Annotated in this window: 13 protein-coding genes; 5 read left to right on the forward strand and 8 right to left on the reverse strand. The window is 46.1% G+C overall.

Features of this window, described 5'->3' with window-relative positions:
* Positions 1 to 178 precede the first annotated feature (178 nt).
* A complete protein-coding gene (locus tag BN1360_RS03235; protein WP_068778467.1) occupies positions 179 to 1156 on the forward strand; it encodes an ABC transporter permease in 978 nt (325 codons plus the stop codon).
* Between the two features lie 19 nt (positions 1157 to 1175).
* Complete coding sequence (locus tag BN1360_RS03240) at positions 1176 to 2069, forward strand: carbohydrate ABC transporter permease (RefSeq protein ID WP_068778468.1); 894 nt, start codon at positions 1176 to 1178, stop codon at positions 2067 to 2069.
* A 1650-nt stretch (positions 2070 to 3719) separates the two neighbouring features.
* Here BN1360_RS03240 and BN1360_RS03245 read toward each other — a convergent pair.
* On the reverse strand, positions 3720 to 6029 hold the full coding sequence (locus BN1360_RS03245) for a glycoside hydrolase family 95 protein (protein ID WP_324254236.1): 2310 nt from the start codon (positions 6027 to 6029) through the stop codon (positions 3720 to 3722).
* Between the two features lie 200 nt (positions 6030 to 6229).
* Here BN1360_RS03245 and BN1360_RS03250 point away from each other — a divergent pair, with 200 nt between their 5' ends.
* Positions 6230 to 7162, forward strand: a complete 933-nt coding sequence (locus BN1360_RS03250; protein WP_069188277.1) for an AraC family transcriptional regulator — start codon at positions 6230 to 6232, stop codon at positions 7160 to 7162.
* A gap of 58 nt (positions 7163 to 7220) precedes the next feature.
* Here BN1360_RS03250 and BN1360_RS03255 read toward each other — a convergent pair whose 3' ends face one another.
* The 4 genes from BN1360_RS03255 to BN1360_RS03270 form a co-directional block, all read right to left on the reverse strand.
* Positions 7221 to 8123 carry a dihydrodipicolinate synthase family protein gene (locus BN1360_RS03255; protein WP_068778469.1) on the reverse strand — a complete coding sequence of 301 codons (903 nt, stop codon included), beginning with the start codon at positions 8121 to 8123 and terminating at the stop codon, positions 7221 to 7223.
* 43 nt (positions 8124 to 8166) lie between these two features.
* Positions 8167 to 9048 carry a 2-hydroxy-3-oxopropionate reductase gene (gene garR / locus BN1360_RS03260; RefSeq protein WP_068778470.1) on the reverse strand — a complete coding sequence of 294 codons (882 nt, stop codon included), beginning with the start codon at positions 9046 to 9048 and terminating at the stop codon, positions 8167 to 8169.
* Between the two features lie 37 nt (positions 9049 to 9085).
* Positions 9086 to 10327, reverse strand: a complete 1242-nt coding sequence (locus tag BN1360_RS03265) for an MFS transporter (RefSeq protein ID WP_068778497.1) — start codon at positions 10325 to 10327, stop codon at positions 9086 to 9088.
* Positions 10328 to 10470: 143 nt separating this feature from the next.
* Entirely contained in the window at positions 10471 to 11487 is a 1017-nt protein-coding gene (locus BN1360_RS03270; protein WP_068778471.1) for a mannonate dehydratase, read from the reverse strand.
* Positions 11488 to 11683: 196 nt separating this feature from the next.
* Here BN1360_RS03270 and BN1360_RS03275 point away from each other — a divergent pair, with 196 nt between their 5' ends.
* Both BN1360_RS03275 and BN1360_RS03280 read left to right on the forward strand, forming a co-directional pair.
* On the forward strand, positions 11684 to 12550 hold the full coding sequence (locus BN1360_RS03275) for a LysR family transcriptional regulator (protein WP_068778472.1): 867 nt from the start codon (positions 11684 to 11686) through the stop codon (positions 12548 to 12550).
* A gap of 90 nt (positions 12551 to 12640) precedes the next feature.
* Positions 12641 to 13075: a GNAT family N-acetyltransferase gene (locus BN1360_RS03280; RefSeq protein ID WP_068778473.1), complete on the forward strand. Its 435-nt coding sequence runs from the start codon at positions 12641 to 12643 to the stop codon at positions 13073 to 13075.
* A 31-nt stretch (positions 13076 to 13106) separates the two neighbouring features.
* Here BN1360_RS03280 and BN1360_RS03285 read toward each other — a convergent pair whose 3' ends face one another.
* From BN1360_RS03285 to BN1360_RS03295, 3 genes are read right to left on the reverse strand one after another with little or no spacing between them, the layout of a single operon-like run.
* Positions 13107 to 13955, reverse strand: coding sequence for a carbohydrate ABC transporter permease (locus BN1360_RS03285; protein ID WP_229520782.1), 849 nt, complete (start codon positions 13953 to 13955; stop codon positions 13107 to 13109).
* Complete coding sequence (locus BN1360_RS03290) at positions 13956 to 14891, reverse strand: carbohydrate ABC transporter permease (protein ID WP_068778499.1); 936 nt, start codon at positions 14889 to 14891, stop codon at positions 13956 to 13958.
* Positions 14892 to 14950: 59 nt separating this feature from the next.
* A complete protein-coding gene (locus BN1360_RS03295; protein ID WP_229520783.1) occupies positions 14951 to 16291 on the reverse strand; it encodes an ABC transporter substrate-binding protein in 1341 nt (446 codons plus the stop codon).
* Positions 16292 to 16579 lie beyond the last annotated feature (288 nt).

Below are 16579 nucleotides of genomic sequence, written 5' to 3' on the forward strand. Positions count from 1 at the left end.
GATGCCCACCCCTCACCTAGTATTCTTCAATTGCATTATAACGTGGTATCGGGAAATTTCTGAATCCCCTTTCAGAATGAAAGTTATTTTCAAGCATCATTCGGAACATTGTCATATCGACATTCATTTTTTGGGCCACTTATAATTTGGGTATAACATGAACAGCGAGGTGTAACACATGCAATCAAACATAAATACACGAGATGGAATTGGGATAGAGATTCCTAGGCGCAAGCCCAAGCTTTGGCCGATTTTCAAAGAACAGAAATATTTGTTCCTTATGATGCTTCCCGCGCTGATCTGGGCCATATTGTTCGCCTATGCACCTATGGCGGGCCTTTATATGTCATTCGTCAATTACAAGCCTAATCTGGGGAGCTTCTGGACGACCCTGTTCCATAGTGAATTCGTCGGCTTCGAATGGTTCCGGTATTTCTTCACGAACGGGGACTTTCTCAAGGTTATGCGCAACACGCTGGCCTCTACTTTAATTACCCTGTGCTTCTCTTTTCCGATGCCGATTATTATTGCAATAGCCATTAATGAAATCAAAAATGTCGCCTTTAAGAAAACCGTTCAAACCGCTTCTTACTTACCCTATTTCATCTCCTGGGTTATTGCAGCGAATATTATCGTCACCCTGCTGTCATCCGATGGAGCCATCAATGCGATTCTTAAATTTCTTCATATTACCAATGAAAGTATCCTGTTCTTACAAAACGGCAAATATTTCTGGTGGATTGTAGCTATTGGCAACACCTGGAAGGATATGGGCTATAGTTCCATTATGTACTTGGCGGCTATTTCATCCATTAATCCCGAGCTGTATGAGGCGTCCAAGGTGGATGGAGCCAACCGCTTCCAGCAAATTCGTTATATCACCTTTCCTCACTTAAAGCCGACGATCGTGATCCTCCTGATTTTGGCTTTGGGCGGTATTTTAAATGCAGGATTTGACCAGCATTTCCTGTTGGGGAATGAGCTTACCCGCGATTATTCCGATGTCCTGTCAACTTATTCGTTCAGGTATGGGATTCAGAATGGCATGTTCTCCTATGCCTCAGCAGTTGGAATGTTCAGTTCAGTCGTGGCCTTTATCATCGTCTGCATTGTGAATTTCACCGCCAAAAAGTTGAATGGTCAATCATTATTCTAGTCAGCGAGGAGGTCCCCAAGTGAAGAGCAAAAAAAACATAACCGAATATATCTTTGATGCATCCTTATACTTATTTCTGACAGGTATTTTTATCGTGACCTTTTACCCGTTCTGGAATATACTCGTTATCTCATTGAACGATGCAACCGACACCCTGCGAGGTGGGCTTTACTTCTGGCCGCGAGAGATCACATTTGACAGCTATCGTACTATTTTCCGAAATCCTGAAATATGGAGTGCCATTAAGGTTACCGCACTGCGTACTGTCATAGGGACGGCGATATCCATCTTTTGCATTTCCATGCTGGCTTATGTTCTAAGCAAACGGCAGTTGCTAGGCTGGAGGTTCTTCTCTTTATTTTTTGTCTTTACCATGTACTTTGGCGGAGGGTTGATTCCAACCTATATGATTATCAAATCGCTTGGACTGATCGACTCGTTCTGGGTGTTCATCTTTCCGGGCCTAATCGGCGTATTCTTGATGATTCTGGTAAGAACTTTCATAGAGCAGCTTCCCGGTGAAATTGAAGAGTCTGCCAAAATAGACGGTGCGAACGATCTTCATATCTTCTTCCGGATTATTATGCCTCTCTGTGTCCCTGTGCTGGCTACCATTGGCTTGTTTCTGGCCATCGGCCATTGGAATTCCTGGTATGATTCATATATCTACACCTATAAGCCGGAGCTTAAAACATTGCAGGCGGTTATGGTTAAAATACTGAATCAATTCCAGACAGCAAGTATGATGTCAGACGCACAGCAGCTTGCTAAGAGCAATACCCGAATGCCGGTATCCAGCGAAAGCATCCGGATGGCTGTAACTATGGTAGCTACCCTGCCAATCATACTCGTCTACCCGTTCGTTCAGAAATATTTTGTTAAAGGGATCATGATGGGGGCCATTAAGAGTTAGTCGCATCAAATTTAGTACGGATTAAGCGAATAGTGTGTGTTATTCGGCAGGGCGTAGTCTTTCAACCAACTTTATATTTATGACGGCCAGGTACGTTAGATATTAGTCAGTCAAAAGTTCATCTCGAAAAATCATAGCCCAGAAAAATGACAGCCCAATTAGGCTATGACCTGTAACCTTAGGTTCTCCCCATAAGGAGGGCAGCGGATTCGCTGGCTTCTTAGACCTCAGAACCTAAGAACTTTTGACTGACCCAGCCGTTAGCATTTGCAACCTATTATTTTCGGCTCTATAGTGGCCTACACTTCCGTTAGCTCTCCGGCTTAGCTCTTAGTGCTCTGTTTCCAACTTCTTTGCCGTTGTGCCTCTGCTTCCACACTTCACTTTTACTCTAACCTTTACGCCCCAGCTTCCGCACTTCACTTCTACTCTAACCTTTGTACCTCTGCTTCCACACTTCACTTCTACTCTAATCGTTGCACATCTGCTTCCACACTCCACTTTTACTCTAGCCGTTGCGCCCCAGCTTCCGCACTTCACTTCTACTCTAACCGTTGCACATCTGCTTTCACACTCCACTTCTACTCTAACCGTTGCACATCTGCTTCCACACTTCACTTCTACTCTAACCGTTGCACATCTGCTTCCGCACTTCACTTCTACTCTAGCCGTTGCGCCCCAGCTTCCGCACTTCACTAACCTTTGCGCCTTCCAAGATTCTGCACATTAACTTGCTGAACTCCAAATGATGCTAACGGAAATCACAGCCCTTATTTCGATGAAATAAGGCTATTTGAATTTCTAACGGAACTAGGGGACGTTATTTGATCCAAAACAAGGGTTTTTCCTTGGATCTTGCCTGAATAACGCACCTCAGTTCCGTTAGAATCTGCATCCTATTGATTTTAGCCCTATAACGGACTACATTTCCGTTAGATCTCCAAATTTAGCTAATGCGCAGTTTCAACACTTTGCATTTGCGCCCCAGCTTCCGCACTTCACTAACCTTTGCGCCTTCCAAGATTCTGCGCATAATTTGCTGAACTCCAAATACTGCTAACGGAAATCACAGCCCTTATTTCGATGAAATAAGGCTATTTAAATTTCTAACGGAACTAGGGGACGTTATTTGATCCAAACCAAGGGTTTTCCCTTGGTTTTTGCCTAAATAACGCACCTCAGTTCCGTTAGAATCTGCATCCTATTGATTTTAGCCCTATAACGGACTACATTTCCGTTAGATCTCCGAACTTAGATCTCCCAACTTAGCTCTTCGTACGTAGAATACGTAGAACACGTAGAGCTAGCCTTTCGGCCGACCACCATTCCTTAAAAGCGACTATCCCGCTAAAAGGCGCGTTAGCGTAAGGCTCCTTACTTATTAATGCGTGATTGCAAATACTTGCAATTACATGAAGCTTTTTTTAACCACTTCGAAGTATCCAGCTTAGTTTGCTAATCATCACACATCATCGTCCATACTCCATAAACCATGATCTTAGCTTCCGGCTCTCTAGCATCACAGTAAATTTCCCAGACTTCATCCCCAAAACAAGGGATTATTTGAGAGGATTCTACTATATCTTCAAAAAAAACAACCCCAGCCCAATTCCCCGACTGTACGTTGTCCTCTACTATTAATTCGTTAAGTTATTGCAGGTTCAAACGGCTATCCAGGCGGTACAAACCACCCGGCTCAGCGTCAAGTCTGACTTGGTATTCTCCGAACCGGATAACTACGGGAGATGTGGAAAAAGTACGTACCACAGCTTCCGTTAACAGCCCCTTCTCCCAGGCCATATCGATCTCCACATTTCCTATGGCGCGAAATCCCTGTACGGAGCCGGTCTGCCAAGCCTGTGGCAAAGCCGGAAGCAAGTGAATAACACCCGTATGACTCTGCAGCAGCATCTCGGCAATAGCGGCCGTACCGCCAAAGTTCCCGTCAATGACGAAAATATTGGACTCTGCGCCAGCGATTCCTGGCTTGGAGTACGTAAGCAGATTATCGAAGCATAACTCTCCAACTAAATGAGAGATATGATGGTATGCCCTCTCTCCATCGTGAAGACGAGCGAAGTTCAAACCGAATAATGCTGCCGTAAATTCAATATCCTCCAATTCATCCTGCAGCATTCGGTTCTCTAAACTGACTCTGGCTGCTTTTGACCATTCCGGCGTTCCTTCCGGCGTGATCTGGCTGCTTGGATACAATGCATACAGATGTGACAGATGGCGGTGCTCAGGCTGGGCTTCTTCATAATCCTCAAGCCATTCCTGAAGCTGCCCCTTTCCGCCGACCTGAAGTGGCGGCAGCTTGGCTATAGCTTCCTTCCAACGCTGCTGCAGCATATCATCTATCTGCAGCAATCCGGCCGCTTGCAGACAGAAGGTAAACAAATCCCTGACCAGTGCCTGATCTAATGTGGGGCCCATGGATAATTGCTGGACTCCCTGGCTTCGGTCCACCCCATAGAAATGATTCTCCGGCGAATTCGACGGCCCTGTCACCAGCCAACCGTAATCAGGATGTACTGTCATGTAATCCAGAAAGAAAGCTGCCGCATCCTTGAGTACAGGATAAGCCGCTTGCCTCAGAAATTGAATGTCCTGATTAAATTCATAATGCTCAATCATTTGCCGGGCAATCCAAAGTCCGCCCGTTACATTTAACCCCCAGGATGTCTCCCAACCCGGAGCCGTAAACCCCCAAGCATTTGAGAATACATGAGCCACCCAGCCCTCGCAGCCGTAAAAATCCTCTGCCGTTGTCCGCCCAGCTTGTGCAAGGCTCTGGATATACCGCATTAAAGGGAGATGGCTTTCGGCCAGATTCGTTACTTCCGTCGGGAAATAATTCATCTCTGTATTAATATCAAGATGGTAATCACAGCTCCAGCCCATACGGCAAGCTTCACCATCATTCCAAATGCCTTGCAAATGCATCGGCAGCGGTGAACTTGCACGCGATCCCGAAATGGTTAAATAACGTCCATATTGCAGAAATAAAGCAAACAGTTGTGGATCTCGGTCTTGCCCCTCTCTGAACATACGAATTCGTTCATCCGTGGGAAGAGTCGCCTGTTCCGATAAACCCAATTGAATTTTTACTTTGTCGTACTGGCCGCGATAATCTGCAACATGCTCCTCCCGGAGCTGGTCATATCCTTTGACAAGTGCGGTTTCCAACCGCTGCTCAGGAATCTCATGCCAGCGATCCCCCGCTTGATAATCCGTACCCACAGCAAAATAAATCCAGGCTTCATCCGCATCGGAAACAACAAGCTTATCCGCATGACTGTACACTGCGCCACCGGAAGCTTGGACATGCACAAGACCTTGACTGCGTACCCCACAGGTTCCGTCACTATGCACCTTCTCCAGCGCACAACTCTTAAAATGGAGGGTCTGACTGGCAGTTTCTATCTCAAAAGCTTCTGTACTGCCTTCTATACCAAGTGTGAAGGATACCATGCCTGGACGATCCGCCCATATTCGAGATGCAACAATATCGCCAGCTTGCGTCGCGAATACTTCACGATTCACTACTGCCCCATCGAGCTGATAAGAGACTCTTGAAATGGCTTGATCAAGCAGCAGTTCCCGGATAAAGTCGGTCACCGTTCCGGTAGCCTTATAAGCAAATTTCAATTCACACAGCGGCAAATTCGTTCCAAAGTTAGGTTTCTGCGGCTGCAGCAGCTCCTTCGCCAGCCGATCTCCTTCGGCAAAATTTCCGGAGAAGAAATGCTGCCGTATTCTCTCTAAATCGGCCTTCCCTTTAAAAGCAGATACAACCCGCTCCGGGCGACCTGACCAATATGTAACCTCGGTCATGCTCCAGCTTTCCCGCTCGATTCCGCCACAAATAACCGCTCCGATTCTTCCATTGCCTATCGGTAATCCTTGCGACCAATGGGCAGCCGGATGATCGTACCATAACTTACATTCATTCATCATCGCTTTTAACTCTCCTGAATCCATTTTTTATCGAAAATCTGTTTTTATTTGATATTTCATCCGCTATTCCAAGCCTTGTTCTTGTTGCAAATATTATTTATAGAGTATCATTGGTATGATCTATTGTATTTGCACAACCATTCATTAATTTGATAAATTATCCGCTAATCTTCGTAATAGGATCAAAGGGGATATTACCATTGAAATCATTAAAAGAGCTGACTCCTTATGTAGGCGATGTGATGACTTATTTATATGATGGCAGTTCCAATGAACGGCTTCGCTCCTGCAGCGTATTCGCCTTTCATTTGTTCACAGACGGGCCGGGAAAGATGGAAGTCGACGGGCTGATTTATCCGATAGATAAGCAGACCCTGGTGTTTCTCCGTCCAGGTCAAAAACATGCCTTTCATATTTCCTCGGATCATCCCTTATCTTCCTACAATATTTATTTTGATCTGTGGGATACAACTCAGCCGCGTTCTTTAAACCGCTCGTTTGCTTATGCGCCTGAACGGCTGCATGAGAGCCTTCTCTCGTCAGTTCTCCCGTGCAGCGAACTGGATCAACTGCCTAGCGTGTTCTCATTGCAGTCCTATCCTATGCTTCTTGACCTGTTCACCACGGTTGTGAACACCTTCAGCGCATCCCGTTACTATTCAAATGAAGCGGCAAACAGCCTGCTCTATGCCTGGATATTGAACTGGTATAGTGCGCTTCATTCCTATCAACTTTCTGATTATCGGATTATCCGTCTGCTATCACATTTGAATAAGCATCCGGATCAGAGAGGATCGGTGGAAGCCTGGGCCTTGTTCTGCGGACTCAAACGCACTTATTTCCATGAGCTGTTTCTCCGTGAGACCGGGATGACACCAAGAGCTTATCACCATAAACTGCGTATGCAGCGAGCATCCCAGCTGCTCATTGAGAGCGAATTGAGCATAACCTCCATTGCTGAAAGGCTAGGATATGTGTCTATCCATCCGTTTACAAGACATTTCAGCGCATACTACGGTACGAGCCCAAAACGCTACAGGGTGAAACCTGAGAAACATGGACAAGATTTTCCTCATCCACTTCCTGCTTTGCCAGACCAGCCTGAAACGCAAAACAGAGATGGCTTCTCATAAAACAGAGGCCATCTCTTTGGGTTTTGATCATGCATAAATTTAGTCTGAGGAAGCATGATTAATCAAGCAGTTCTGCTTCCTGCATGTATTTCTTCATATAATCCAGCAATCCGTCCTCACTTCGCAGACTCGGTTTGACTGGATTACCGACATCCAGCCCAAGTATATTCGCCATGTCCTTGGTCGCAGCCGGGAAGCCCGCTTTGTCCTGGGATATCCTTACCGGATTTAACCTGAATTGCGCCTCCAAGGCGCCCTCCAAGTCCCCTGCAACGAATTTGGTATATATCGACGTTACAAGCGGAGCAAACATATTCGCCGTCGAACAGACACTTCCTACGGTTCCCGTACATAACCCGGCATATACTAACGTATCCTTGCCAGCCAGAACTTTAAAGCCGATATCTCGGGTCCGCCTGATATACTCGCTTAATAGGGTAAAATCACCGCTTGAATCTTTGATTCCCACAATGTTCTCCACATTACGCGCTAAACTCTCTACCAGATCAGCGGACATGGAGTAGCCGATTCTTCCGGGATTATTATAGAGCAGTACCGGCGTATCGGGGATTGCCTCCGCGACGGTCTTAAAATGAATAAACAGTTCTTCGGAGCTAGGTTTGATAAACATCGGCGGCAGAATGGAGACTCCATCGGCTCCCGTAGCTTCAGCCATTTTGGCCAGGCGCACTGCATTTCGGGTACGGATCGCTCCGATTCCGAAAAATACCGGGACAAGCTCATGTGACTGCTCCAGGATCACTTCCAATCCCCGCTGAAGTTCATTCTCCTCAAACATATAAAACTCCCCGTTGCTCCCAAAAGCAAGGATACCGTGGACACCTCCTTCTATGACATGGTCCACCATAAAACGCAGCCTGGTTTCATCCAGTCTCTCGTCTTTGTCTACCGGGGTGACAATCGGAACAATGATTCCTTTGATCGGGTCAGTATTAAGCATTTTATTCTCCTATCCGTTTATAAGGAAGTCAGGGCACAGACCTCTATTCAATCGTCAAATTGTTTATTTTCTCGTAATACTTGGCGATGCTGGCATGGTCGTCCTTTTCATGTCCATCCACCTTAAGAGCCTGTAGAATCTCCATAATTTGCGAGGTTAACGGAAGAGATGCATGGATGGAATGAGAGGTATCCAGAGCGTTTTGCAAATCTTTAATATGCAGCTCAATTCTAAATCCAGGGTTGAAATTTCTCGATAAAATCATAGGGACCTTCGCATTCATTACCGTACTTCCGGCGAGTCCTCCCCGGATCGCCTCAAAGACCAGTTGGGGATCTACCCCAGCTTTCTTGGACAAAGCCATCGCTTCACTGACTGCTGCGATATTCAAAGCAACGATAATCTGATTGGCCAGCTTTGTAATATTGCCTGCGCCTACATCACCGACATAGGTTACCGATCCGGCCATAGACATCAATAAATCATAATATTTATCGAAAACCTCTTTTTTGCCGCCAACCATAACAGCTATTGTTCCGTCAATGGCCTTGGGTTCTCCTCCGGAAACAGGCGCATCCAAAAACTCAACGCCCAGCTCTGCTAATTGCTGTGAAAATTCCCGACTTGCAACGGGAGATATGGAACTCATATCAATGACAGCTTTATCCTTAGACAAACCTTCTGCTATGCCGTTTTTAGAAAATAAAGCATTTTCAACATTGGGCGAATTGGGCAACATCGTAATAATTACGTCCGACTGTTCCGCTGTCTTCTTGCCGTCCGACGCTTTTTTCGCCCCCAACTTCACCAGTTCCTCCATGTTCTTCTCATGGATATCAAATACCGTGAGCTCATAACCTGCATTCAGGATGTTTTTTGCCATCGGCTTGCCCATAATTCCCAATCCAATAAAACCAACTTTCATTCCTTTACTCCCCTTCCAAATTGAATTTATTGTACTTCTATCTTTCTTCGGGCAGCTCGATCCGCTGCGGGTTATTAACAATAAAGATATAAGACAATGCACCAACTAACAGGACGGCGCCAACAAAGGTTAATGCCCCGCTGTAAGAATTCGTCTGGGCGATAATATAGCCGACCACGATCGGAGTCACAATCCCCGCCGTATTCCCGATGGTATTAAAGATACCCGCGCTCAGGCCGATAAGCTCTTTGGGAGCCATATCCCCAACGAGGGACCAGGTAAGACCGGCCATGCCCTTGGCAAAAAACGCGATGCCCATAACCATAATGACCAGGAAGTGATTTTGCGTAAAATTGGCTAAGACGATCGTGCTGGACAACAGGAAGCCGATAACGATCGGGACCTTACGGGCCACAGCAAGCGATTTCCCTCTTTTCAGAAGCAGATCGGAAAGAATTCCGCCGAGAATTCCGCCAACAAAAGCTCCCAAATAAGGCACTGAGGCGGCAAATCCGGTCTGGATCAAGGACATTCCCTTCTCTTTGACCAGATAGGACGGGAACCAGGTCAGGAAGAACCAGACGATAGTATTTAAGGCATATTGACCAATGTAAATTCCAATCAACTGGCGGTTTGTCAGCAGCAGTTTGATATGACTCCACTTCACCTTTACCTTCTTGGAATCCGCGTCCGTCAACCCGCCGCCGGCATTAATATAGTCGATCTCCGCCTGATTGACATAGGGATGCTTGGAAGGTTCATGGATAAATATAAACCAGAGAATCGCTATAATAATGCCAAGTCCACCGGCTAAATAGAAAACATATTCGTAACCGAAGCGTTCCGAGATCCAGGCCATTACCGGCGTAAAAAGGGCCAAACCGAAATATTGCGCCGAGTTGTAGATAGATACCGCTCTGCCGCGCTCATCCTGCGGGAACCACATCGTGGTCAATCGGCTGTTGCCGGGAAATGACGGGGCTTCGCAGAGTCCGACCAAAAACCGTAATATAAACAACGCCACGATCGTGCTGACGAAGCCCTGGTACATCGTAAATGCGGACCACAGCAGCAGACCTATCCCGTAGACTCTCTTGGCACCAAATCTGTCGAGAAGCCAGCCACCGGGAATATTAAATATGGTATAGGCCCAGTTAAAGGCAGAGAAGACCAGACCCAACTTCACGGAGTCGATAAGCAGACTCTCCTGCAGCAGCGGGGCCGCAACTCCTAACGCCGAGCGGTCTATATAGTTCACGACCGTTACAATAAACAGCATCGCCAGGATCAAATAACGGACATTGCTTCTGCGCGGTGCAGGCACATTCGGAGCGGGGCCATTTTGATTGGCGTATTCGACGCTTTCAGAACTCAATTGCAATACCTCCTCTTAAATCGATGGATTTGGCCTGTCAAGGCGATCTATTTGCCCCGGTATTCTGTCAATGCGTTCAGCAGAGCCCTGATATAACCTATCGAATAGGCGTAGCCGACATTGTTGTAGTTCCATTTGATACAAGTATTAGGCCAGCTGGGATGAATATCTGGCTCAGCGCCTTCGAGAATCGGGACATGGTCAGGATTCAGGCAGCCGTCGTATCCCACTTTGTCCAGTTCGAGCAACAGCTTGAATATATTGATATCCCCGTCGTCCAATAAGGTTTCTTCAAAGGCTCGCGTGGTTGCCAGACTTCCTCTGACATTTCTTAAATGCACAAGAAATATCTTGCCTTTCCTTCCGTAGTTACTAACTTCATCCAGCACTAGCGAGCTGCCGCCTTCCTCTGCCCTAGTCCCTACGCAGTAGACATAACCGACATTTTTGCTTGGGAACAGGTCAATAATTCTGTGATAGCCAAGCCCGCCAAAAAGTGTTCCCGGGTGCGGAACATCGGAAGGATGCATGCCCAGCAAGACGTTGCTGGCCTCGGCTGCAGGAACCAGTTGCTTGTAGGCGTCACAGAAACGGTCCAGCATTTTCTCATAGTTCTCCAGCGTAGTGTATGGAAGCTTTTCTTCTGTAAAAGAAATACTCTCTCCGCGGGCAATAGCTCCCCCTCTTTGCAGAGCGCGATACTTTATTGTTGAGTTCGGAAAAGTGTCGCCTTCAAACCTTTGCCTCGCTAAGGTAATTCCCGCCTCGCCAAATGCTTTTATCGCCTGGATTGAATTTTCGACTTCCCTTTCACTGCCTGGTTCATTATTCATAAATTTCTTGGTAATGTCGGGCAAGGTCACTCGATTAACATCCAAGCCAAATGAACGGAGCCTTTTTCTTAAGGCCAGTATGGCGTCGAGATCCGGATACCCCTGCTCCTTTACACCCGGAAAGGCGTTGCCGCCGCCAAAATCAATGCAATCCACCCCAAGCTGGCTTAATTGTTTTAATTCCTGGTCCGTAAAATCCGTCTTGTAAGAAGTAATTGAAATTCTCATCATCCTGGTCTTCTTCCCTTCCGTGGCCTACTAAATATTCCTGATCATTTACAAAAGACGTCTTTTGTGAAAAAACTAACAAACCGTTTGTTTATGGTATAATCATAAGTTGAATCCGCTTTCCTATAAAATATTGGTTTTTTATCGAGAATCGAAAAAAAATTTTATAGCAAATCACTTTAGATGGGGGGATCAGTTTATGGATTTCAGGGATATCGCCATTCTGCAGCAGCTTTATAAAGAAAAAAACATAAAAAAGACAGCAGACCTTCTTTTTCTCTCACAGCCCGCCATTACCTATCGAATTCATCAATTAGAGAAGGAATTAAATACCGATATTCTGATCAGAGAGAAAAAGGGAGTTCAATTCACACTTGCCGGGGAATATTTGGTTGAACACAGCAGGGAGCTGTTGGCCGAACGGGATCGCATTATCGAACATATCCAAAACATGGGCGATGAAGTCCAAGGAACACTAAAAATTGGAGTGTCCAATAATTTTGCTCTCTATAAACTGCCTCCTATTATTCGAAGATTCAGCCGAAAGTTCCCCAAAGTAAAAATAATGCTTAAAACCGGATTAGGAAGAGAGATTCTGAAAGAGCTTGAGAACGGCGATATATATATTGGGATTGAAAGCGGAGGGCACCGGTGGGTCGGGCAGAAAACCCTGATTGACCGCAGTAAAATATGTATGATATCAAAAAATAAATTCCGTCTGGAAGATTTGCCGCAGCAGCCTTTGATCTATGTTGGAACTCCCTCTGTTGAGAGGGTCTTTAATGTATGGTGGCCGCGCAGATTCCACTCCGTTCCGCAGATCGTAATCAGAACAGATTATGTCGAGACCTGCAAACATATGGTTATGAACGGGCTAGGCACGGCATTTGTCCCTTCCTTCTGCCTGGAAGAGAATGATCCCTTATTTATCGAAGAAATTCAAACGGAAGATATGGATGAAGAATTTTACACAGAAAGCTGGATCAACTACAAGGAGTCTTCCCTGGAATTATCCGTCGTCAAAGAATTCGTAAACTTTATGATTGCGGATAATAAGGCTAATTAACTTGAAGCTGGGCATTGCCGTTCATGAACTGGCGTATATTCTGGTGCTGAATCTCTTCTCGGTGGAGAGTTATTATGAAAGGAGTATAAAATGCTTAATAGAAAAGCTGCGAAGAACGACTACGAGCTTATTTTGGAGCTATGGGAGAGGTCGGTTATAGCTACCCATCATTTTTTGGCGGTCGATGATAGGCTTAAGCTAAAGGAAGAGATTCCTTCATATTTTCCCAATCTTGATGTCCGGCTGTGGTATATTGAAGATCAATTGATCGGATTCTCGGGGGTTCATCAATCCCATCTCGAAATGTTATTTCTAGATCCCGATCTGACCGGAAAAGGATATGGGACACAAATGATCCGCTCTTTGATCGAAGATTATGGAGTAACGAGTGTGGATGTGAATAAAGACAATGAAAACGCCACACGATTCTATTTAAAAAGCAGCTTTACCGTGGTTAGCGAGAAACCGACCGATGGCGAGGGCCGCCCCTATCCAATCCTGAATTTAAAATTAAAATCCCGATGATCACATAATCATCGGGATTTTACTATATCTCCTACCCCTTCAACCCCGTTGTCGATATGCCTTCCACGAAGTATTTCTGGGCGAAGAAGAAGAGCAGAATGCAAGGAACAATACTGACTACAGACATCGCCAGCACCTGGTTCCAGGATACGGCCGAGGATGCGTCCAGGGATAGACGCAAACCCAGCGATACGGTAAATCTCTTCACACTGCTGATATAGATAATCGAGTTAAAGAAGTCATTCCATGTCCACATAAACTGGAAGATGCCCACGGAGAAGATCGCCGGTTTACAAAGCGGCATCAACACCCGCGTCAATACTGTAAAGGAGTTGCAGCCATCAATCGTCGCGGCTTCGTCCAAATCACGTGGAAGACCGCGCAGGAACTGAATCATCATGTATACGAAGAAGGCCCCCGTTGCGAAAGCCGCCGGAACAATAAATGGCAAGTAGGTATCCAGCCATTTCATCTTGTTAAACAAAATGTAGCGTGGAATCATAATAGAAGCATTCGGCAGCATAAGCGTAGCGATCATGATTGAGAACAGCGCTGTTTTCATAGGGAACTCAAATCTGGCGAAGCCGTAGGCAACGATCACGCTGGAAATAATCGTGAACAGCACCGTTGGCACAACCAGGAGCAATGTATTAATGAAGAAATCATTAAATCCGTATTGTCCGGTGCCCTGCCAACCCAATGTGTAGGAATCCCACACCAAGGTCGTTGGCATCAGCTTGCTGGAGCCAAATATTTCAGCATTCGTCTTGAAGGATGACGCGAACAGCCAGATGAGCGGGTATACCATTACGAAGCCAAGAATAATTAGAAAAGAATAATTGAGTATCGTGCTGGACCTGCTGCTGGAATCTTTCATCATTTATCCTCTCCCGTCCTCATAATATACCCAGCTGTTGGATGTCTTGAAGATAATCGCCGTAACGACCATAATAATCATGAACAAAATCCAGGAAAGAGCCGAAGCATAACCCATTTTAAAGAAGCTAAAGGCCTCTTCATACAGCTTCAACGCATAAAGGAAGGTTGACTTCATCGGTCCGCCGTTTGTGATGACAAACGCTCCGGTGAATTCCTGAAAGGCGTTAACCATCTGCATGACCAGATTGAATAATACGATAGGCGTAAGCAGCGGCACCGTAATCTTAAAGAACATGCCCGGCTTGGAAGCACCATCGATCGCCCCGGCTTCATATAAATCCTTAGGGATCTGCTGCAGACCGGCCAGAAATAACACCATGGATGAACCGAATTGCCATACGGTAAGCAAGCCGAGTGTATACAGAGCCACATCCGGACTGCCAAGCCAATCAACCGGACCGATATGCAAATAGCTCAGCAGATTGTTGATAACCCCTTCCTTCATGAACAAGAAGCGCCATAATACAGAGATTGCGACGCTCCCGCCCAGAATGGAAGGCAAATAGTACACCGTTCTGAAGATGTTAATCCCCTTTAGCTTTGCGCTAAGCAGCACGGCGATGAACAGCGCAAAAGCCAGCTTCACGGGAACAGCGAGCAACACATATATCCCTGTCACCTTTAATGATTGATAGAACTCTGGATCCGCTGTAAAGATCTTAATATAGTTGTCCAGGCCGATAAATTTAGGAGTGCTGACCATATTGTAATCCGTGAACGAATAGTACAAGGATGATAGAAACGGATAAAATTGAAAGATTAGCAAGCCTATAATCCAAGGTGCGATGTATAACAGTCCGATGTACTGGTAGTTTTTCTTGGCCTTTATCTTGTGTCCCGTCTGACTCTGTGGCTTGGTCCATGCAGTTGGAGACATAGACATAACGGACTCTCTCCCTTCCTACCCTACGAGCTCTCACATGATTCGCTGCTTAACTATCTGTTCTTGATCTCCTCAAGCTTGGATGTCAGACTGGATATCAATTCATCCGCAGCCTGTTCCGGTGTTGATTTTCCATAGCTAACCTTCTGAATAATATCTTCAAGTACTTTCTGCACTTCCGAGTTGTTCGCGATGCTATTGTCAACGATCCCCGCATGGCTAAGGCCTAATTCAACTGCATTCGTAATCGCCGGATCGATCTTGCCTGCCGCAACTGCTGCCGCTTGAGCCGATTTCACCGGTGGAACAGATCGTACATCCCCCAGGATCGCAGCCGCATCCGGATCATTCATGAACCAGTTCAAAAATTTAACCGCTTCCTCCTGATGCTTGCTCTTGTTGCTAATGGCGAACAATTGGGAAGGTCTGACCAGAACGCCCGAGTCTTTGGCTTCTTTGGCGATTACCGGAAGGCTGGTAACGATCTCTACATCATCCGGCAGGACGGTCTTGAGCGATAGCATCGTACTGCTCATGGACGGAGCCATCGGGATCTCCTGATTAATCCACTTCGGATTCTGATCGATTTTGCCGAAGAACAGATCGCTCTCTCCGATCGGCTGGTATACGCCAGCTTCCATCGCCTTATGAAGCCACTCAAAGCTTGCCGTAGCATCCTCTTTACTGAAGCCTACGGTGTAGTCCTCGTTCACCCATTGATTGCCCGTTCGCTGCTTCAACATCGTGATCATATCCTGGCGCAATGCCGCGTGGTCGGCGAGCAGCAAATATTTGGAGCTGTCCTCCGCATGCAGCTTCTTCCCGGCTTCATAGATAGAATCCCAGTCCCATTGCGTATCGACTGCGATGCCCAGCTTGTCCGCCAGCGTCTTGTTAATAATCATGCAATAGGCATTCACACCGGTAGGCACAGCTACCAGCTTACCGTCGTATTGACCAAAGTTGTTCAGGAAGTTCGAATCGAACCCACTTAAGTCAAAGCTCGAAAAGTCCTTCAAATCAACGAAGAAGTCTCCCTTGCTGGTCAACTCCTGCAGCCATGGCAAGTCAAGCTGCATGATGTCAGCAGAGGTCTCACCGGACAGCTGGGTCTTGATCTTCTGCTCATACCCGTCAAAGCCTTGATATTCTGCTTCGATGGTCACATTCGGGGCTATTTGTTTGTAAGCCTCGATTGCGGCAATTGTAGCCGCGTGTCTATCCTCTCCCCCCCACCAGCTGAAACGCAGGGTAACTTTCTTATCTCCTTCCGCTGGGCCAGCATTCGCTTTTCCATCCTCTGATTTGCTATTCCCCCCGGAACAACCACTAAGAAGGACAAGAACCATCACCGTGGCAATAAATGCCAGTCCTACTTTTTTTCCTCTCATCATCTCATGTCTCCTTTGTCCACATTTTCTTTCCATTGGGATGAGACCGTGTAAGTCTCTATAGAGTGAAACGCTAGAGTTGATCTGGATCGCTGATTATTTGTAAGCGTTTCATTAATTATGCGGCCGATTTCCCTTTTTTTTAAGGTAGCCCATCTTAGAAAAAGGTATCATTTATACACTGTATATCGGTTCCAGGTATCTTATTGTTGTAAAAAGAATCATTTTTACAGCATTCCGCAATCTTTTAAAATCGCTTACATTACAAATACAGTGACTCTGATATAATTA

This window comes from Paenibacillus sp. GM2 (genome assembly GCF_900069005.2).
Classification (GTDB): Bacteria; Bacillota; Bacilli; order Paenibacillales; family Paenibacillaceae; genus Fontibacillus.